The organism is Nonomuraea sp. NPDC048826 (genome assembly GCF_043198225.1).
In the GTDB taxonomy this organism is placed as follows: Bacteria; Actinomycetota; Actinomycetes; order Streptosporangiales; family Streptosporangiaceae; genus Nonomuraea.
Genome location: NZ_JBICUQ010000007.1, coordinates 551844 through 569264 on the forward strand (window position 1 = coordinate 551844; position 17421 = coordinate 569264).

A 17421-nucleotide genomic window follows, 5' to 3' on the forward strand; every position below is an offset into this window, starting at 1 on the left:
CCGCCCAGCATGAGAGGCCGCGGCGTATCTTCCGACACGGTCAGACCCTGTCAAACCACCCGTCGGAAGACAAGGGCCCCTACCACCCGGGCATACTTCGCGACACCGAGGCCCCGGTGGGACGTGCCGCCGGGGCCTCGGTCACGATCAGACGGACAGGATCTTCCGCAGGAAGCGCCCGGTGTGGCTCTCCTCCACCAGCGCCACCTCCTCGGGCGTGCCCGCGGCCACCAGGGTGCCGCCGCGTGAGCCGCCCTCGGGGCCCATGTCGATGACCCAGTCGGCCGTCTTGATGACGTCCAGGTTGTGCTCGATGACGATGACCGTGTTGCCGCCGTCGACCAGCCGTCCGAGGACGCCGAGCAGCCGCCGGATGTCCTCGAAGTGCAGGCCGGTGGTGGGCTCGTCGAGGACGTAGACGGTCCGCCCGGTCTGCCGCCGCTGCAGCTCGGAGGCGAGCTTGACGCGCTGCGCCTCGCCGCCGGAGAGCGTGGTGGCGGGCTGGCCGAGCCGGACGTAGCCGAGACCGACGTCGTTGAGCGTCTGCAGGTGGCGCTTGATCGCCGGGATGGCGTCGAAGAAGGCGAGCGCCTCCTCGATCGGCATGTCGAGCACCTCGGAGATGGTCTTGCCCTTGTAGTGGACCTCCAGCGTCTCCCGGTTGTAGCGGGCGCCGTGGCACACCTCGCAGGGGACGTAGACGTCGGGCAGGAAGTTCATCTCGATCTTGATGGTGCCGTCGCCGGAGCACGCCTCGCAGCGCCCTCCCTTGACGTTGAAACTGAACCTGCCGGGCTGGTAGCCGCGCACCTTGGCCTCGGTGGTGGCGGCGAACAGCTTGCGGACGTGGTCGAACACGCCGGTGTAGGTGGCCGGGTTGGACCGCGGGGTGCGGCCGATCGGCGACTGGTCGACGTGGACGACCTTGTCGGCCTGCTCGATGCCGTTGATCCGGGAGTGGCGGCCGGGGACGGTGCGGGCGCCGTTGAGCTCCTTGGCCAGCGCGTTGTAGAGGATGTCGTTGACCAGCGTGGACTTGCCGGACCCTGACACCCCCGTGACGGCGGTGAACACCCCGAGCGGGAAGTCGATGTCGACGCCCTTGAGGTTGTGCTCGCGCGCGCCCTTGACGGTGATCTGCCGCTTCTTGTCTCGCTTGCGGCGGGTGGCCGGCACGAGGATGCTCTTGCGGCCCGAGAGGTACTGACCGGTGATGGACTCCTCACTGGTCAGCAGGTCCTGGACGGTGCCGGAGACGACGACCTGGCCGCCGTGCTCGCCGGCGCCGGGGCCGATGTCGACCACCCAGTCGGCGGCGGCGATGGTGTCTTCGTCGTGCTCGACCACGATCAGCGTGTTGCCCATGTCGCGCAGCCTGATCAGGGTGTCGAGCAGGCGCATGTTGTCGCGCTGGTGCAGGCCGATGGACGGCTCGTCGAGCACGTACAGGACGCCGACGAGGCCGGAGCCGATCTGCGTGGCGAGCCGGATGCGCTGCGCCTCGCCGCCCGCCAGGGTGGCGGCGGCGCGGTCCATCGTGAGGTAGTCGAGGCCGACGTCGAGCAGGAAGCCCATGCGGGCGTTGATCTCCTTGACCACCCGCTCGGCGATGTGCATGTCGCGGTCGGACAGCTTGAGCGCGGCCAGGAACTTGGCGCACTCGCCGATCGACATGGCCGCCACCTCGGCGATCGACTTGCCGGCCACGGTCACGGCGAGCGTGACGGGCTTGAGCCTGGCGCCCTTGCAGGCGGGGCAGGGCACCTCGCGCATGTAGCCCTCGAACCGCTCGCGGGTCGAGTCGCTCTCCGCCTCCGCGTGCCGGCGCTGCACCCAGGGGATGACGCCCTCGTAGGTGGTGTAGTAGGCGCGCTGGCGGCCGTAGCGGTTGCTGTAGCGAACGTGGACCTGCTCGTCGTGGCCGAACAGCAGCGACTTCTGCGCCTTCTTGGAGAGCTTCTCCCACGGGGTGTCGGGGGTGAATCCCATGGCGTTGCCGAGCGCCTCGATCAGGCGGCCGAAGTATTCGCTGGCGTGGCCGCCGGTCCACGGGTGGATGGCGCCCTCGCGCAGGGAGCGCTCGGGGTCGGGGACGACCAGGTCGGGGTCGACCTCCATCTTGGTGCCGAGGCCGGTGCACTCGGGGCAGGCGCCGAACGGCGAGTTGAACGAGAACGAGCGCGGCTCCAGCTCCTCGAACGACAGGTCGTCGTACGGGCAGTAGAGGTGCTCGGAGTAGAAGCGCTCGCGGCCGGGGTCGTCGTCGGGCAGGTCGACGAAGTCGAGCGTGATCGTGCCGCCGGACAGCTGCAGCGCGGTCTCGACCGAGTCGTTGAGCCTGCGCCGTGAGGAATCCTTGACCGACAGGCGGTCGACGATGACCTCGATGTCGTGCTTCTCGTACTTCTTCAGCGTCGGCGGCTCCTCCAGCCGCACGACGGTGCCGTCGACGCGGGCCCGGGCGAAGCCCTTGGTCTGCAGCTCGCGGAAGAGCTCGGCGTACTCGCCCTTGCGGCCGCGGACGACCGGGGCCAGCACCTGGAACCGGGTGCCCTCCTCCAGGTCCATCACCCGGTCGACGATCTGCTCCGGCGTCTGGCGGGCGATCGGGCGTGCGCAGGCCGGGCAGTGCGGCTTGCCGACGCGCGCCCACAGCAGCCGCAGGTAGTCGTAGACCTCGGTGATCGTGCCGACCGTGGACCGAGGGTTCTTGCTGGTCGACTTCTGGTCGATGGAGACCGCGGGAGACAGGCCCTCGATGAAGTCGACGTCGGGCTTGTCCATCTGGCCGAGGAACTGGCGGGCGTAGGCCGACAGCGACTCGACGTAACGCCGCTGACCCTCGGCGAAGATCGTGTCGAAGGCGAGGCTGGACTTGCCCGAGCCGGAAAGCCCGGTGAAAACGATCAGAGAGTCTCGCGGCAGGTCAAGCGAGACGTCCTTGAGATTGTGCTCTCGTGCACCACGCACGATCAGGCGGTCTGCCACGGTGATCCCGGAAGTCGAAAGGCGGATAGGTCCACGGGGGATGGTAGACGGGGGCCCCGACAATTTTCGTTGAGCCGACCAGTCAGCCGGTGCTGCTCGCCGGAATTCCGTCCCCTTCAGGTTACGGCCTCCACGAGACGGGAAGGAGGCCTTCCGCTATCAACCCGATGACCTGCGCTTTTATGCCCGAGAGTCGCCTTACACCCCTGATGATGAAATATCGAGACATGACCGTGCTTGCCGCAGTAAGGGTGGAACTGGCCGAGGCGACCGCCCGGCTGCTCACCACCGCCGCCGCGCTCACCGACGCCGATGTCCGAGCCCCCTCCAGACTGCCGGGGTGGACCCGCGGTCACGTGCTCACCCACCTCGCCAGAAACGCCGACAGCCACGTCAACCTGCTCATCTGGGCCAGGACCGGCGTCACGACCCCGCAGTACCCCAGTCTGGACGCCCGCGAGGCCGGGATCGAGGCCGGCGCCGCCCGCCCGGCGGCCGAGCAGGCGGCCGACCTGCGTGACAGCGCCGCCCGCCTGGATCGCGCCATCAGGGAACTGCCCCAGGACGCCTGGCGGGCCCCGGTCGGCGGTCTGCGCCCGCCGCACCACCCCGCCTGGTACTGCCTGATCCGGCGGCTGCGCGAGGTCGGCGTGCACCACGTGGACCTGGACGCCGGGTTCGGCCCCGCCGACTGGCCGGAGAGATTCGTGGACAGGGAACTGCGCGACTGTCTGGGCGCCTGGCCGCGTGACCGGAGCACGATCGGCGCGGCCCGGTTCGTGAGCCCGGCCGGCGAGACGCTGGCGGAGTGGACGGGCCTCGGCGAGGGCCCGACCGTGGAGGGCGAGCGGACCGACATGCTCGCATGGCTGACCGGGAGGTCAGGCGGCGATCGGGTTAGGGTGGTGCCCGGGGAACGGCCGGTCCCGCCGCCACCACCGTGGATGACCGCTGTCGCCCCCGCTGACCTGCCCGCGACGCCCCCGGAGGACTACTGATGACCTACACCGGCGACGTCCAGGTCGGCGGCCCCGCCGACGTGCGGGAGCTGACCGATCTGAGCATCTCCAAGCTCGCCGTCGGCCCCTACGACAACAACGCCTACCTGCTGCGCTGCACGGAGACGGGTGACGGCCTGCTCATCGACGCGGCAGCGGAGCCCGACCGGCTGCTCGCCCTGGTCGCCGACCAGCCGATCAGCTCCATCGTCACCACCCACCAGCACGGCGACCACTGGCAGGCGCTGGAGCAGGTGAGCAAGGTGACCGGTGCCCAGGTGATCGCGCATCCGCTCGACGCGCCGGCCCTGCCCGTGCCGGTCGACCGCACGGTCGAGCACGGCGACCGGATCACCGTCGGCGTGGTCACGCTCGAGGTGATCCACCTGCGCGGCCACACCCCCGGCTCGATCGCCCTGCTGTACGACGCCGGCGGCGACGACAAGCACGTGTTCACCGGCGACTCGTTGTTCCCCGGTGGCGTGGGCAACACGTGGAAGGACCCGGAGCGGTTCGAGCAGCTCTACGCCGACGTGGTGGAGCGCATCTTCGACCGGCTCCCCGACCCGACCTGGGTCTACCCGGGCCACGGCAAGGACACGACGCTCGGGGCCGAGCGCCCGTCGCTGCCGGAGTGGAAGGCCCGAGGCTGGTAGACCCCCGCCCGGGGCACGGCCGCCGCTCCGGCCGTGCCCGGCGGGTCGTACAGAGCCTTACGTGCCCGGCGGGGACGCACCGTACCGAAACCGACGTGCCCGGCAGGGACGCACCACGCGGAGACTGACGGACAGACCGGTCAGCGGCGCGACAGGACGCGCACGATCCGCTCGGCCGCCTGCGCGGGCTCGTCGGCCTGGCCCACGAGCTCGCCCCACGACCAGCGGTAGAACCATCCACCGGCCTGCGGCACGCAGTCGACGGTCTCGGCGAGCATCGCGGTGTCGGGATCGCTGACGCGCAGCGCGGGCGGGTCGGCCGCCCGGAGCGTGGCGGTCAGCCCGTGGCTCTCCAGCTCCCCCGCCAGCTTGGCGAGGAAGTATGTACGCGTGTGCTCGCGCGGATGGGCCTGCATGACTCCATCAAAACCGATGACACCGGGAAAGTCCGCCCCTTTCCCGGTGCCGGAGGCTCACTGGCCGAGGCGGGAGGCCTCGCGCCGGAGCTCACGCTTGTAGAAGATCATCCGTAGCGGGATCGCGGTGACCAGGGCGATCTGCATGGTCGCGCCGATCTTGATCGGCATGTCGCCGACCTCGGGCCAGGCGACCCAGAAGGTCAGGAACGCCACGTTCACCATGATCCAGGCGAGCACGACGGCGGCGAGCTGGCCCTTGGGCTTGGGATACTCGATGCGGCTGACCATCAGCCAGGCGACGGCGAGCACCCCGAGCAGCGCCCACACGCTGGGCTTGAAGAGCAGCACGATCGAGATCACGGTCATCGCGCCCATCGGGATGGGCAGCCCCATGAAGTCGCCGCTCTTGGTCTTGACGCAGGCGAACCTCGCCAGCCGGACCACGCCGGCGACCAGCACGGCCGCGGCGGCCGTGACCACGGCGGCGAACGGGACGTCCTTGGTGAAGCCGCCCCAGATCACGATCATGAACGCCGGCGCGAAGCCGAAGCTGATCACGTCGGCGAGGTTGTCGAGCTCGGCGCCCATCGCGGAGGCGCGGAAGCGCCGCGCCACCAGGCCGTCGAACAGGTCGCAGGTGGCGCCGATGAGCAGCAGCACCACCGCGGTGGCGAAGTAGCTCGGCGCGGGCGTGAAGTCGCCGTCGGTGCGCAGCGCGTTGATGGCCGAGGCCGCCAGCACGCACACCGCGAGGAATCCGCAGAGCGCGTTGCCCAGGGACAGCGAGTCCGCGGCGGACAGACGGAACGCCTTGCCGACAGGCCCGCGAGGTTCTTCCTCTTCAGCCGCCTGCCAGCCACCGGCGTCAGCCGTGGTCAATTCTGGTCACCCCCGCAACCGTCTTCTCACCCACGGACACCGCGGGAGAGATTCCTTCGGGAAGATAGACGTCGACCCTGGAACCGAACCGGATGAGCCCGATGCGCTCACCCTGCGCGACCTTCGCACCGGCTGTCAGGTATGGCACGATCCTGCGCGCCACCGCGCCCGCGATCTGCACCATCTCGACGTCGCCGAGCGCGGTCGCGAAATGCCACACCACGCGCTCGTTCTGGTCGCTGTCCTTGTTGAATGCCGGCAGGAACCCACCCGCCACATGCTGCACGGAGGTGACATTTCCCGCAAGAGGTGCACGGTTGACGTGGACGTTCAGCGGGCTCATGAAGATGGCCACGCGGGTCCGGCGGTCGGGCCACGGGTCGACGCTCTGGACGACGCCGTCGGCCGGAGACAGGATCCGTCCCTCGCCTACCGTGCGGTCGGGGTCGCGGAAGAACCAGAGCATCGCGCCGGTGAGGGCGCTCAGCGGCACAGCCGCGAGCGCCCACCGACGGTCCCGTCGCGTCAGCAGCGCGGTGGCGGCCGTCGTGGCCGCCGTCGGGAGGAGCCACGGGGAGACCCCGCGTGCGAGCCTGAACCGGCTCGACTTAGCAGAATCGACTGACACGTACAACCTTTGGTGGTGACTGAACGGAGCGCTTTGCCGTGATGGTACAGAGCCCGTAACTATGACACGACACGACTACTCAAGCAAAGCGCCTCGAAAGCCGTTTAGCTAGACCTGCTCCGAGGCTGCTTTCACACTCTTCCGTGTGTCCATGCGGGCCTTGATCAGGCTGGCCACGGTGGTGATCACCATCGTGGAGCCGATGATCGTGAGGGACACCCAGATCGGGATGTGGGGCGCCCAGGAGACTCCACTGGAGTGCAGAGCTTCCATAACCAGCTTAACCCCGATGAAACCCAGGATGAACGCGAGCCCGTAGCTGATGTAGACCAGCTTCTGCAGCAGACCGCCCAGCAGGAAGTAGAGCTGACGCAGTCCCATCAGGGCGAACGCGTTGGCGGTGAAGACGATGAAGGGGTCGGTGGTGAGCCCGAAAATCGCCGGGATGGAGTCGAGCGCGAACAACAGGTCGGTGCTGCCGATGGCGATCATGACGATCAGCATCGGGGTGACCATGCGCCTGCCGTCGATCTTCACCGTGATCTTGGAGCCGACGTAGCCGTCGGTGGTGGGGAGGGTCCGGCGCACCCAGCGGAGCAGGAGGTTCTCGTTGACCTCCTCCGCCTCGCCCTTGAGGTGCTGCCGGATGATGTTGATCGCCGTGTAGATCAGGAAGGCGCCGAAGACGTAGAACAGCCAGCCGAACCGCTCCAGGGCGGCGGCGCCGAGCGCGATGAAGATGCCGCGCATGACCAGCGCCAGCAGGATGCCGACGAGGAGCACCTTGTGCTGGTAGACCCTCGGCACGGCGAACCGGCTCATGATGATGAAGAAGACGAACAGGTTGTCGACGCTGAGGCTGTATTCGGTGATGTATCCGGCGAAGAACTCTCCGGCCTTCTCCGGCCCCGAGGTGAACCAGAGGATCACACCGAAGACGACGGCCAGGGCCACATAGAAGCTGACCCAGCCGCCGGCCTGTCGCATGGAGAATTCGCGGGCCTCGCCGCGGTCGACGATCCACAGGTCGACGGCGAGGACGAGCAGAAGACCGCCGATCACGACGATCCAGGCCCACAAAGGTTCGGTCACGTTGCTATACCTCCGGCACGCAGGGCTGACTGCCGGAGGTCTCTCCCGCCCGCCGCACTGCGGACCGGCAGCCCCGGGGGCCCCATGGATCGGGGCTGCACCGTGATGACGAGGCTGCCGCGAAGGGATACTCCCCTCCCCAACTCACGCAGTATACGAGAACGCCTCAGCGGTATGTCATCATCCCTTGACCGGCTCAGGCGTAGGCGGAGAGCGCACTCTCCAGCGCCTCGTCCTCCCCGGGCAGCTCAGCCCCCCTGCGGGCCGCCACCGCGGCCCATCGCGCCGCCTCCGCGGGATCCGCGATCACTTTCTGTACGGCCGCGCGCAGGGCGTCCGCGTCACCGTAGGGCACCAGGATCCCGGCGTCGCCCACGAGACCGGGCACGCCGCCGACGGCGGTGGCGATCACGGGGGTGCCGGCCTTGAGCGTCTCGCTGACGCTGAGCGGCAGCCCTTCCCACCGGCTGGCCCAGACCGCGACGGTGGCGGCGGCGAGCAGGTCGGGCACGTCGTCCCGGTTGCCGAGCAGCACCACGGGCAGCCGCTCGGCGGCGATCCGGAGCTCCAGCTCTCCCCTGAGCGGCCCCTCCCCCGCGATCGCGAACAGCGGCGGCGGCTCCTGCCAGGGCCCCGCGGCGGCGTCGAGCAGCGTCTCCAGGCCCTTCTGCTGGGCGAGCCTGGCCACGGTGAGCACCAGCGGCCGATCATCGGCGCCCAGGCCGGCCCGCACCTCCTCGGGGGTGCGCCCGGGCTCCCGCAGGGGCGGCGCGGGCACCACGGCCGGCCGCACGTCCCGTGCCCCCAGGGCGCCCATCCGCTCCCCGAGGTCGGGCGAGACCACCAGCACCCGGTCCGCCCCCCGGGCCACGATCCGCTCCAGCACCCCGTACACCGCTCCGACGAACCCACCGGCGGTGAGCGCGTTGTGCAGCGTCACCACGAGCAGCGGCCGCTCTTTCGTGCGCCGGGGCAGGGCGAGGGCGGCCAGCGCCCCCGCCCGCAGGCCGTGCGCGTGCACCACGTCGGCGCCCCGGACCGCACGCCGGACGGACAGCACCGCGCGCGCGTCGTTGACCGGGTGCGGCCGGTCGGACACCGGGACCTCGACGAACCTGACCCCGGCGGCGCGGAACCCGAACTGCTCCTCCACGTCCGGCGGCCCGGCGGCCACCACCCGGTGCCCGCGCGCCACCAGCCCGGCGGCCAGCATGCGGACGTGCCGCCCGGTGCCTCCGGTGGTGGTGCCCACCACGTAAGCCACTCGCACCCGTACCCCTCTCTCGCCGAGACCCGCGCCCGCTCAGCCGGGCGCCCGCCGCCCGAGGACGCCGGCCACCGCCCTGGCGTCGTCCCTGTCGATCAACGTCGCCACGCCGCCGCCGGCCGCCAGCGCCACCACGGCCGCCAGCAGCGTGACGCCGACGTTCGCCCACACCCCGTGCGCCCCGATCCACGAGGCCGCCCAGGCCCCCGCCAGGAACCCGGCCGCGCCGCCCGCGACCGCCGCCACCAGCGCCCGGCCGAGCCCGGCCACCGCCGCCCGCCCGCGAGCGGAGACCACGTACCCGAGCATGAGCGCGCCACCCGCCGTCATCCCGACGGCCATGCCGAGCGCCAGCCCGCCGATGCGCCAGTCGCCGGGCAGGGCCAGCGCGAAAGCGGTCTGCGCCGCCATCGTCACCCCCCAGCCGAAGACGGTGCCCACGGCCGCGCCCCGCCCCCGGCCGGTCGCGTACAGCACCCGGCTGAGATGCGCGATCAACCCGTAGCCGATCAGCCCGGGCGCGAACAGCGCGACGGCCCGCGCCAGCACCACCGGGTCCACGTCGCTCTTGTCGGCCAGGAACACCGCGGCCCCCGGCTCCGACGCGGCGGCCAGCACCCCGGCCGCCACCCCGGACACGAGCACGACCGCCCGCGTGGTGCCGGCCGCGAGCCGGGCGAACTCCGCGTCCTCCCCCGCCTCGGCCCGCGCGGACAGCCGGGGGAACGCGCTGGTCGCGATCGGCACGGCGAGCACCGCGTACGGCACCAGATAGATGGCCCAGGCGTAGTTGTAGACGGCCAGCGCGCCCCCGCCGATCACGTTGTTCGCCAGCAGCAACACCACGATCATGGCGGCCTGCTGGGCGAGCAGCCCGGCGATCCCGGCCAGCGCGAGCCTGCGCACCTGCCCGGCCACACCGTCCGGGAAGCGCAGTGTCGGCCGCCACCGCACGCCGAGCCGCGCGGTGGGCCCGAGCACGGTGAGGACGAGCGCCAGCACGCCCAGGCTGGTACCCACGGACAGCGCCAGCTCGGCCGCCACGGGCACGCTCGCCGGATCGGTGACACCACCGCTGAACGGCACGAACACCAGGTAAGCGACGATGACGACGACGCTCGACACGAGCGGCGCGAGCGCGGGCGGCGCGAACCGGTGATGCGCCTGGAGCAGGCCGTAGAGCACGACCGCGATCCCGTACAGCGGGATCTGCGGGGCGAACACCACCAGCATGCGGGTGGCGACGTCCACGGCGGCCCGGTCACACCCGTCGATCGCGAACAACCCCATGATCGGCCCGGCGAGCACCGCGGTGAGCACGGCCACCGGCACGAGCACCACGAGCACCCAGGTGAGCAGCGCCGAGGCGATCCGCCCCACCCGCGCCCCGGCGCCCCCGGAGACGGCGCCGGCGAGCACCGGCACCACCATGCCGGCCAGCGCGCCGCCGACGACGACCTCGAAGACGATGTTCGGGATCTGGTTGGCGGTGAAATAGGCGGACGTCAGGCAGTTGGTGCCGACCGTCCGGGCGAGCGCGTACTGCTTGGCGAAACCGGTGACCCGGGCCAGCACGGTGATCGCGCCGATGAGCAGCGCGCCACCGGCCACGCCACGGGCCAGCCTCGCCTTGCGCTCGGTCAACGGGTCAGGCGTCGGCGGGGCGGCGGCCCAGCATGTCGATCCGGTTGAGCACCGGGTTACCGGCGATGACCTTGGTGAAGCTGACCTTCTCGGACGCCGCGGTGAGCGCGGCCACCGTGCCCAGCAGCACGAGCCTGCCGGGACGGCCCAGCTTGGTCACCGCCGCCAGCCCCAGCAGCGCGCCCAGCGCGTTGGCGCCTGCGTCGCCCAGCATGGCCCGCTCGCCCAGGTCGTCGGGGAGCAGCGCGGCGGCGGCGCCCAGCGGCACGGCGGCCAGCGCCGCGGTCGCGGGCGAGTCGCCGGCCGTGGCCGCGACCAGCAGCGGACCGCCGGTGAGCAGCCCGACTTTGATCGCCCGGCCGGGCCGCAGGTCGAACAGGTTGGCCAGGTTGGCCGCGCCCGCGATGACGGCCCCGTTGACGAGCGTGTCGGCCGGACCTCCGGACACCAGCGCGGCGGCGCCCAGCCCGGTCGCGCCGATGCCGAGGATCTTGACGGCGCCGCTGGTGACCTCGCCCCTGGCAAGCGCGCTCAGGTGGCCCTTGAAACCCTTGGACGAGGTGGTGCCGTAGAGGTCGTCGTAGGCGCCGAGCGCACCGCTGCCCGCCCCGGCCAGCAGCGCCGCCGCCCGCGCGCGAGCGGGCAGACCGGGCGCCACCGCGACCGCGGCGCTCGCCCCGGCCACGAAAGCGGGCCCTTCGAGGAGCGTGATCGGCTCGCCGCGGTGGTTCTTGCGCGTCCAGCGGCTGCCGGTGTCGTCGGCCCCGCCTTGCGTACGGGTGAGCGCGGTGTAGGCGGCGCGGGCCGCGGCGGCGCCGATCGCGGCGCCCGCGAGGGCGTAGAGCAGGCCACGGGCCATGTCAGCTCCCTGACTCGGTGGACGACGGTGACGGGGCCGGGGTGGGCGGCACGGGCTGGAACGCGGCGGCTCCGGCGCCGGTGCCGTACTGGCCCGCGCCTCCGTTCATTTGCTCCCGCAGAGCGTAGACGATCACGACCTGGCCTTCAGGCATATCGGCACTGTCGACGCTGGAGACCCGCTTGACGATCTCGCTGTCGTCGCGCAGGGCGGTGATGGCCCCGCCGGGGGCGGCGGAGGTGGCCGCCGCGCCGGTCACCACGGCGCCCTTGCCGGCCGCGTCCAGCGCGCCCGCCACCGAGGTGAACGCCGCGGCCTGGCTCTCGGCGTTGTCTCCCTCGTACGGCGCGTCGGGCGCGTACAGGACGCTGAGCGTGGCCCGGTTGAGCGCGTCGCCGTCGATGTCGATGAACCCGCCCGTCTGCAGGCCGTCGACGACGGCGGCCAGGGTCTCGTTGGGAGTGCCCGCCAGCGTCTGGTCGGTCGTCATGAGCGTGGCGGCGAGCAGGGTGGCGGCCTTGTCGTGGACGGTGGCCGTGTCGGCGAAGGCCATCTCGGCGGGCTTGAGCTGGTTGACCAGGCCGTCGAGCACGCCGGCGCTCTTGGGGTCGAAGAACTTGTCGAGCAGCAGCAGCCGGCCGGTGACCTCCGCGCCCGCCTGGACGAGCACCTGCTCGGTGGCCTCGCGATAGGTCGTGCCGGCCCCCGGCGCCTCGACGATCAGCACCTGCTCACCGGCGAGGCTCTCGGCCACCAACTGCGGAGTCAGGGTGGTGACGAACTCCTGATGGTCCTGTTCGCGCGCCTGCATCGTCTCCAGCCGGCCGCGCAGGTCCTCGTTGGCGCGGGTGAGCTGGCTGGTCATCTCGTTGGCCGTCTTGATCGCCGGATCCTGCAGCAGGTTGGTGCCGAGCACGATGCCGACGGCCAACGCCAGGAAGATGGCGACGATGGAGACGAGGTGATAGCGAAAATCGATCACGAGAAGAGCCCGACCAACCAGAAGATGAACGCGTTCCAGACGTCTTGCAGGCCGTTCAGCCAGATCTGGCCGAGCGGTGATGCCGAGAGGGCGACGCCCATGGTGACCAGCGCCGTGGTCGCCAGCAGCAGCAGCTGGGAGGTGGAGATGCGGCTGCGGTAGAGCATGCTGACGCCCTTCGCGTCGACGAGTTTACTGCCGACGCGCAAACGGGTGAGAAACGTGCTCGCCATGCCGGAGCGGCCCTTGTCGAGGAACTCCTCGAGGGTGCCGTGGGTGCCGACGGCGACGATGAGCTCGGCGCCCTTCTCGTCGGCCAGCAGCATGGCGATGTCTTCGCTCGTGCCGGTCGACGGGAAGACGACCGCGTCCTGGCCGAGCTGACGGACCCGCTCCAGGCCGGGGGCCCGGCCGTCGCGGTAGGCGTGCACGATCAGCTCGGCGCCGCAGGTGAGCGCCTTGGTGGAGACCGAGTCGAAGTCGCCGACGATCACGTCGGGCAGGTAGCCGGCCTCCAGCAGCGCGTCGGCGCCGCCGTCGACGCCGATCAGCACGGGACGGTACTCGCGCAGGTAGGGGCGGAGGGTGGCGATGTCTTCCTTGTAGTGGTAGCCGCGCACCACGATCAGCGCGTGCCGGCCCTCGATGACGGTGCGGATCTCGGGCACGCCGACGCCGTCGATGAGCAGCTTGCCCTCACCCCGGACGTACTCCATCGTGTTGACGGCGAACGCCTCGATCTGCACCGACAGCCCGGCGCGGGCCTCGGCCATGGCCGCCTCGACCGATTCGGCGGTCTGCTCCTCGCCCTTGCCGACGACCTCGTCGTCGAGATAGACGATGCCCTCGTGGACCCGGATGACGTCGCCGTCCTGGATCCGCTCGAACAGCTCCTGGCTGGCGTTGTCGACGAACGGGATGCCGGCCTCGACGATGATCTGCGGGCCCAGATTGGGATAACGACCGCTGATGCCCGCGGCGACGTTGACCACGCCCGCCGCTCCGCACGCCACCAACGCCTCCGCGCTGACCCGATCGACATCGACGTGATCGATGACGGCGATCTCTCCCGGCTGGAGGCGCTTGGTGAGCCTCTTGGTCCGGCGGTCGATCTTCGCCACCCCGGTGACGCCGGGAAGATCGTTGGTCTTCCTCGCGCGGAGGCCCGGCATCTTGCTCCCCGGTACCTTCATCAAGACCATCCTGCCAGAGCAAAAGACCTGGGAGACCATACATGACCAGGCGTGTCCGCTATGTCACACCGAATCACCTGTCGGCCGCCGCCAGCCCCAGAAGTTCTTCCGCATGCGCTCTGCCCAGTTCGGAGTCTTCCAATCCGGCCAGCATTCGCGACAGTTCGCGCACGCGTCCCTCGTGGTCGAGCGTCACCACGCCGCTGCGGACCACGCTGCCGTCACCGGCCTTCTCCACCACGAGATGCTGGTCGGCGAAGGCGGCGACCTGCGGCAGGTGGGTGACGACGATCACCTGGGCGGTGCGCGCCAGCCTGGCCAGCCGGCGCCCGATCTCCACCGCGGCCTTGCCGCCCACCCCGGCGTCGACCTCGTCGAAGACGAACGTCGGCACCGGGTCGGCGCCGGCGAACACCACCTCGATGGCGAGCATCACCCTGCTGAGCTCACCCCCGGAGGCGCCCTTGTTGAGCGGCAGCGGCGGGGCGGCCGGGTGGGCGGCCATGCGCAACTCCACCTCGTCGACCCCGTCGGGGCCGAACTCCGCGGCCCGGGTGAGCTGGACGACGACCCGGGCGTGCGGCATCGCCAGCGCGGTCAGCTCCTCGGTGACGGCCTGGCCGAACCGCTCGGCGGCGGCCTCGCGCACCCTGGTCAGCTCTGCGGCCAGCTCGGTCAGCCGGGCGGTCAGCTCGTCGTGCTCGCGGGTGAGCTCGTCGATGCGCTCGTCGTCGCCCTCCAGCTCGGTCAGCCGGGCGGCCGCCTGTTGCGCCCAGGCCAGCACCGCCGCGCTGTCCTCGCCGTACTTGCGGATCAGGCTGGTGAGCACGGACCTGCGCTCCTGGACGGCGGCCAGCCGGGCCGGGTCGGCCTCGATCGACTCGGCGTAGGAGGCCAGGTCGGTGGCCACGTCGGAGATCAGGTAGCCGGCCTCGGCCAGTCGGTCGGCGACGGTGGCGAGCGCGGTGTCGTAGTCGCGCACCGCCTCGACGGCCGTGCGGGCCTCGCCCAGCAGGGAGATCACGTCACGGGCGCCGCCGGTGGCCTCCATGGGGTCGCCGAGCAGCGCGGTGTGGGCGGTGGTCGCGGCGGTGCGCAGGGCGTCGGCGTGCGAGAGCCGCTCCTCCTCCTCGCGCAGCGCGGCGTCCTCGCCCGGCTTGGGGTCGACCTTCTCGACCTCGTCCAGGCCGAACCTGAGCAGGTCGGCCTCCTGCGCCCGCTCCCTGGCCCGGGTGGTCAGCTCCTCCAGCTGCGCGGCGATCTGCTTGTGCCGCTTGTAGGCCTGCTGGTAGGCGCGCAGCGGCTTGACCAGGTCGTTTCCGGCGTAACGGTCGAGCGAGGCGCGCTGCCTGGCGGGCTGGAGCAGCCGCTGCTGGTCCATCTGGCCGTGCACGGCGACCAGGTCGTCGGCGAGGTAGGTGAGCGTGCCGACGGGCACGGACCGGCCACCGAGCCAGGCGCGCGAGCGGCCCTCGGCGGAGACCGAGCGGGAGATGATGAGCTCGCCGTCGTCGATCTCGCCGCCGGTGTCCTCGACCTGCTGCGACACGCGGCCGCCCGGCTCGATGAAGAGCGTGCCCTCAACCGTCGCCTTGTCGGCGCCAGGCCGGACGCGCGAGGGGTCGGCCCGGCCGCCGAACAGCAGACCCAGACCGGTGACGACCATCGTCTTGCCCGCCCCGGTCTCGCCGGTCACCACGTTGAAGCCCGGCGAAAGCTCCAGCACGGCCTCGTCGATGACGCCGAGCCCCTGGATGCGGACCTCCTCGACCCTTGGTCGCACTGCCCACTCCCGTCACTTCCGAGATTACGATCAACCGCGCCGCGGCCCGAACACATGTGCGCATGTGATCCTACGCGTTCGTTCCCTCAATTCACTCAGGGTCGCACCCTCCCGCGCCAGCCCTGAACGGGTAGTTCGAACTTGGCGACCAGCCTGTCGGTGAAGGGGGCCCCGGTGCTCTCCACGCCGTGCAGCCGGGCCAGCCGCACCGGCTCGGCGCCGCGGCGCACCTCGACGCGGCTGCCGGAGGGCAGGTCGAAGCGTCGGCGGCCGTCGCACCAGAGCACCCCGCCGGGGGTGTCGGGGAGGATCTCGACGGCCAGCGTGGAGCGCGGGGAGACGACGAGCGGCCGGGCGAACAGCGCGTGCGCGCTGATCGGGACCATCAGCAGCGCCTCGACCTCCGGCCAGACCACCGGCCCGCCGGCGGAGAACGCGTAGGCGGTGGATCCGGTCGGCGTGGCGCAGATCACGCCGTCGCAGCCCCAGCGCGACAGCGGCCGCCCGTCGATCTCGGCCACCACCTCCAGCATGCGCTCCTGCTTCTCCACGGTGACCTCGTTGAGCGCCCAGGTGTCGGCGATGAGGTTGCCGTTCTGCCGGGCCAGGACGTCGATGGTCATGCGTTCCTCGACGTCGTAGCGGCCGGCCACCACGCTGTCGACGGCGCCGTCCAGGTCGGCGACCTCGGCCTCGGCGAGGAAGCCGACGTGGCCGAGGTTCACGCCGAGCAGCGGGGTGCGGCTGGGCCGGGCCAGCTCGGCCGAGCGCAGCAGCGAACCGTCGCCGCCGAGCACGATCATCACCTCGGCGTCCTTGGCGGCGCTCGGCTCGGCGGGCACCACCTCGACGCCGGCCGCGCCGACCTCACCGGCCTCCCCGTCGAGGACCCGTACGCGCAGACCGGCGTCCAGCAGGCGGCGGATGACCAGGCGGGCGCTCTCGACGGCGGCCTCGCGCCCGGTGTGCACGGTGACCAGAACGGTCCGGTTCATTGCGGCCCTTCCGCGACGGCCCGCCGGATCTCGTCCTCGAGATCGGCGACCGGCGGCTCGCCCTCTCCCTTACCCAGCCACAGCAGGTACTCGACGTTGCCGGAAGGCCCCGGCAGCGGACTGTAGGTGACGCCGCGCACGGTCAGCCCCAGCTCCGAGGCCCTGGCCGCGGCCGCGCGCACCGCACCGGCCCGCAGCTCAGGATCGCGCACCACCCCGCCCGCGCCGACGAGATCCTTGCCCACCTCGAACTGCGGCTTGACCAGCAGCACGAAGTCGGCCTCCGGCGCGGCGACGGCGGCCAGCGCGGGCAGCACCAGCCGCAGCGAGATGAACGACAGGTCGCCGACGACGAGCGTGGGCGGCTCACCGACCAGGTCCGGAGTCAGGTCGCGGACGTTGACCCGCTCCATCACCGTGACCCGCTCGTCGGTCCGCAGCGACCAGGCGAGCTGGCCGTAGCCGACGTCGACGGCGAGCACGCGGGCCGCGCCGCGGCGCAGCAGCACGTCGGTGAACCCGCCGGTGGACGCGCCCGCGTCCAGGCAGAGCCGCCCCTCGACGGAGAGGCTCTTGAACGTGTCGAGCGCGCCGATCAGCTTGTGGGCGCCGCGCGAGACGTAGTCGGGGCCGTCCTGGGACTCGGCCACGACGATGGCGGCGGCGGTGTCGACCTGGGTCGCCGGCTTGGCGGCCTGCCGCCCGCCGACGGTGACGCGGCCCGCCTCGATGAGCTGGGCCGCCTGCTCCCGGGAGCGGGCCAGCCCGCGCCGCACCAGCTCGCTGTCGAGCCGGATCCTGCGGCTCACTGGGCGTCCACGGCGCCGAGCGCGGCCTCCAGCCCGGAGAACGCCTCTTCGAACACCGCCACGTGATCGCTCACCGGCAGGCCCGGCAACCGGCCCAGCCCGGCCAGGACCGCGTCCACCCGCGCGTCGCCGGTCTCCTCTGGCAGCTCACTCATGACTCGACGGTAACGCCTCGGGCGAGCGCGCGGGACCTTGGCGGGCGTGTCACACGTTGAAGGGTCATACGGGG

General features: G+C 71.4%; 16 protein-coding genes. 2 read left to right on the forward strand and 14 right to left on the reverse strand.

Annotated elements, in window-relative coordinates; translation table 11 throughout:
- Positions 1-147: 147 nt before the first annotated feature.
- Complete coding sequence (uvrA, locus tag ACGFI7_RS27450; protein ID WP_393409519.1) at positions 148-2988, reverse strand: excinuclease ABC subunit UvrA; 2841 nt, start codon at positions 2986-2988, stop codon at positions 148-150.
- A gap of 227 nt (positions 2989-3215) precedes the next feature.
- Between uvrA and ACGFI7_RS27455 the strand changes: the two genes are divergently transcribed.
- On the forward strand, positions 3216-3986 hold the full coding sequence (locus ACGFI7_RS27455; protein WP_393409521.1) for a maleylpyruvate isomerase family mycothiol-dependent enzyme: 771 nt from the start codon (positions 3216-3218) through the stop codon (positions 3984-3986).
- Positions 3986-4642: an MBL fold metallo-hydrolase gene (locus tag ACGFI7_RS27460; RefSeq protein WP_393409522.1), complete on the forward strand. Its 657-nt coding sequence runs from the start codon at positions 3986-3988 to the stop codon at positions 4640-4642. Before ACGFI7_RS27455 ends, ACGFI7_RS27460 begins: the two co-directional genes overlap by 1 nt.
- Positions 4643-4782: 140 nt before the next feature.
- Here ACGFI7_RS27460 and ACGFI7_RS27465 read toward each other — a convergent pair whose 3' ends face one another.
- The 13 genes from ACGFI7_RS27465 to ACGFI7_RS27525 form a co-directional block, all read right to left on the reverse strand.
- Positions 4783-5058 (reverse strand): hypothetical protein, encoded by a 276-nt coding sequence (locus ACGFI7_RS27465; RefSeq protein ID WP_393409523.1) that lies wholly within the window; start codon positions 5056-5058, stop codon positions 4783-4785.
- A 57-nt stretch (positions 5059-5115) separates the two neighbouring features.
- The gene (gene pssA, locus ACGFI7_RS27470) at positions 5116-5940 is read right to left on the reverse strand and encodes a CDP-diacylglycerol--serine O-phosphatidyltransferase (protein WP_393409524.1); all 825 of its coding nucleotides are present in this window, start codon (positions 5938-5940) and stop codon (positions 5116-5118) included.
- The gene (locus ACGFI7_RS27475) at positions 5927-6568 is read right to left on the reverse strand and encodes a phosphatidylserine decarboxylase (protein WP_393409579.1); all 642 of its coding nucleotides are present in this window, start codon (positions 6566-6568) and stop codon (positions 5927-5929) included. Before ACGFI7_RS27475 ends, pssA begins: the two co-directional genes overlap by 14 nt.
- A 108-nt stretch (positions 6569-6676) precedes the next feature.
- Positions 6677-7660 (reverse strand): TerC family protein, encoded by a 984-nt coding sequence (locus ACGFI7_RS27480; RefSeq protein ID WP_393409525.1) that lies wholly within the window; start codon positions 7658-7660, stop codon positions 6677-6679.
- A gap of 196 nt (positions 7661-7856) precedes the next feature.
- Complete coding sequence (locus ACGFI7_RS27485; protein WP_393409526.1) at positions 7857-8930, reverse strand: glycosyltransferase family 4 protein; 1074 nt, start codon at positions 8928-8930, stop codon at positions 7857-7859.
- Between the two features lie 33 nt (positions 8931-8963).
- A complete protein-coding gene (gene murJ, locus ACGFI7_RS27490; RefSeq protein ID WP_393409528.1) occupies positions 8964-10571 on the reverse strand; it encodes a murein biosynthesis integral membrane protein MurJ in 1608 nt (535 codons plus the stop codon).
- Between the two features lie 4 nt (positions 10572-10575).
- Positions 10576-11430: a hypothetical protein gene (locus tag ACGFI7_RS27495; RefSeq protein WP_393409530.1), complete on the reverse strand. Its 855-nt coding sequence runs from the start codon at positions 11428-11430 to the stop codon at positions 10576-10578.
- A 1-nt stretch (position 11431) separates the two neighbouring features.
- A complete protein-coding gene (locus ACGFI7_RS27500) occupies positions 11432-12412 on the reverse strand; it encodes a copper transporter (RefSeq protein WP_393409531.1) in 981 nt (326 codons plus the stop codon).
- Positions 12409-13605 (reverse strand): putative cytokinetic ring protein SteA, encoded by a 1197-nt coding sequence (steA, locus tag ACGFI7_RS27505; protein WP_393409532.1) that lies wholly within the window; start codon positions 13603-13605, stop codon positions 12409-12411. Before steA ends, ACGFI7_RS27500 begins: the two co-directional genes overlap by 4 nt.
- Positions 13606-13678: 73 nt before the next feature.
- Positions 13679-15388 (reverse strand): DNA repair protein RecN, encoded by a 1710-nt coding sequence (gene recN, locus ACGFI7_RS27510; RefSeq protein WP_393409533.1) that lies wholly within the window; start codon positions 15386-15388, stop codon positions 13679-13681.
- A 95-nt stretch (positions 15389-15483) separates the two neighbouring features.
- Entirely contained in the window at positions 15484-16383 is a 900-nt protein-coding gene (locus tag ACGFI7_RS27515) for an NAD kinase (protein WP_393409534.1), read from the reverse strand.
- Positions 16380-17192, reverse strand: coding sequence for a TlyA family RNA methyltransferase (locus tag ACGFI7_RS27520; RefSeq protein ID WP_393409535.1), 813 nt, complete (start codon positions 17190-17192; stop codon positions 16380-16382). Before ACGFI7_RS27520 ends, ACGFI7_RS27515 begins: the two co-directional genes overlap by 4 nt.
- Entirely contained in the window at positions 17189-17347 is a 159-nt protein-coding gene (locus ACGFI7_RS27525; protein ID WP_187281133.1) for a hypothetical protein, read from the reverse strand. Before ACGFI7_RS27525 ends, ACGFI7_RS27520 begins: the two co-directional genes overlap by 4 nt.
- Positions 17348-17421 lie beyond the last annotated feature (74 nt).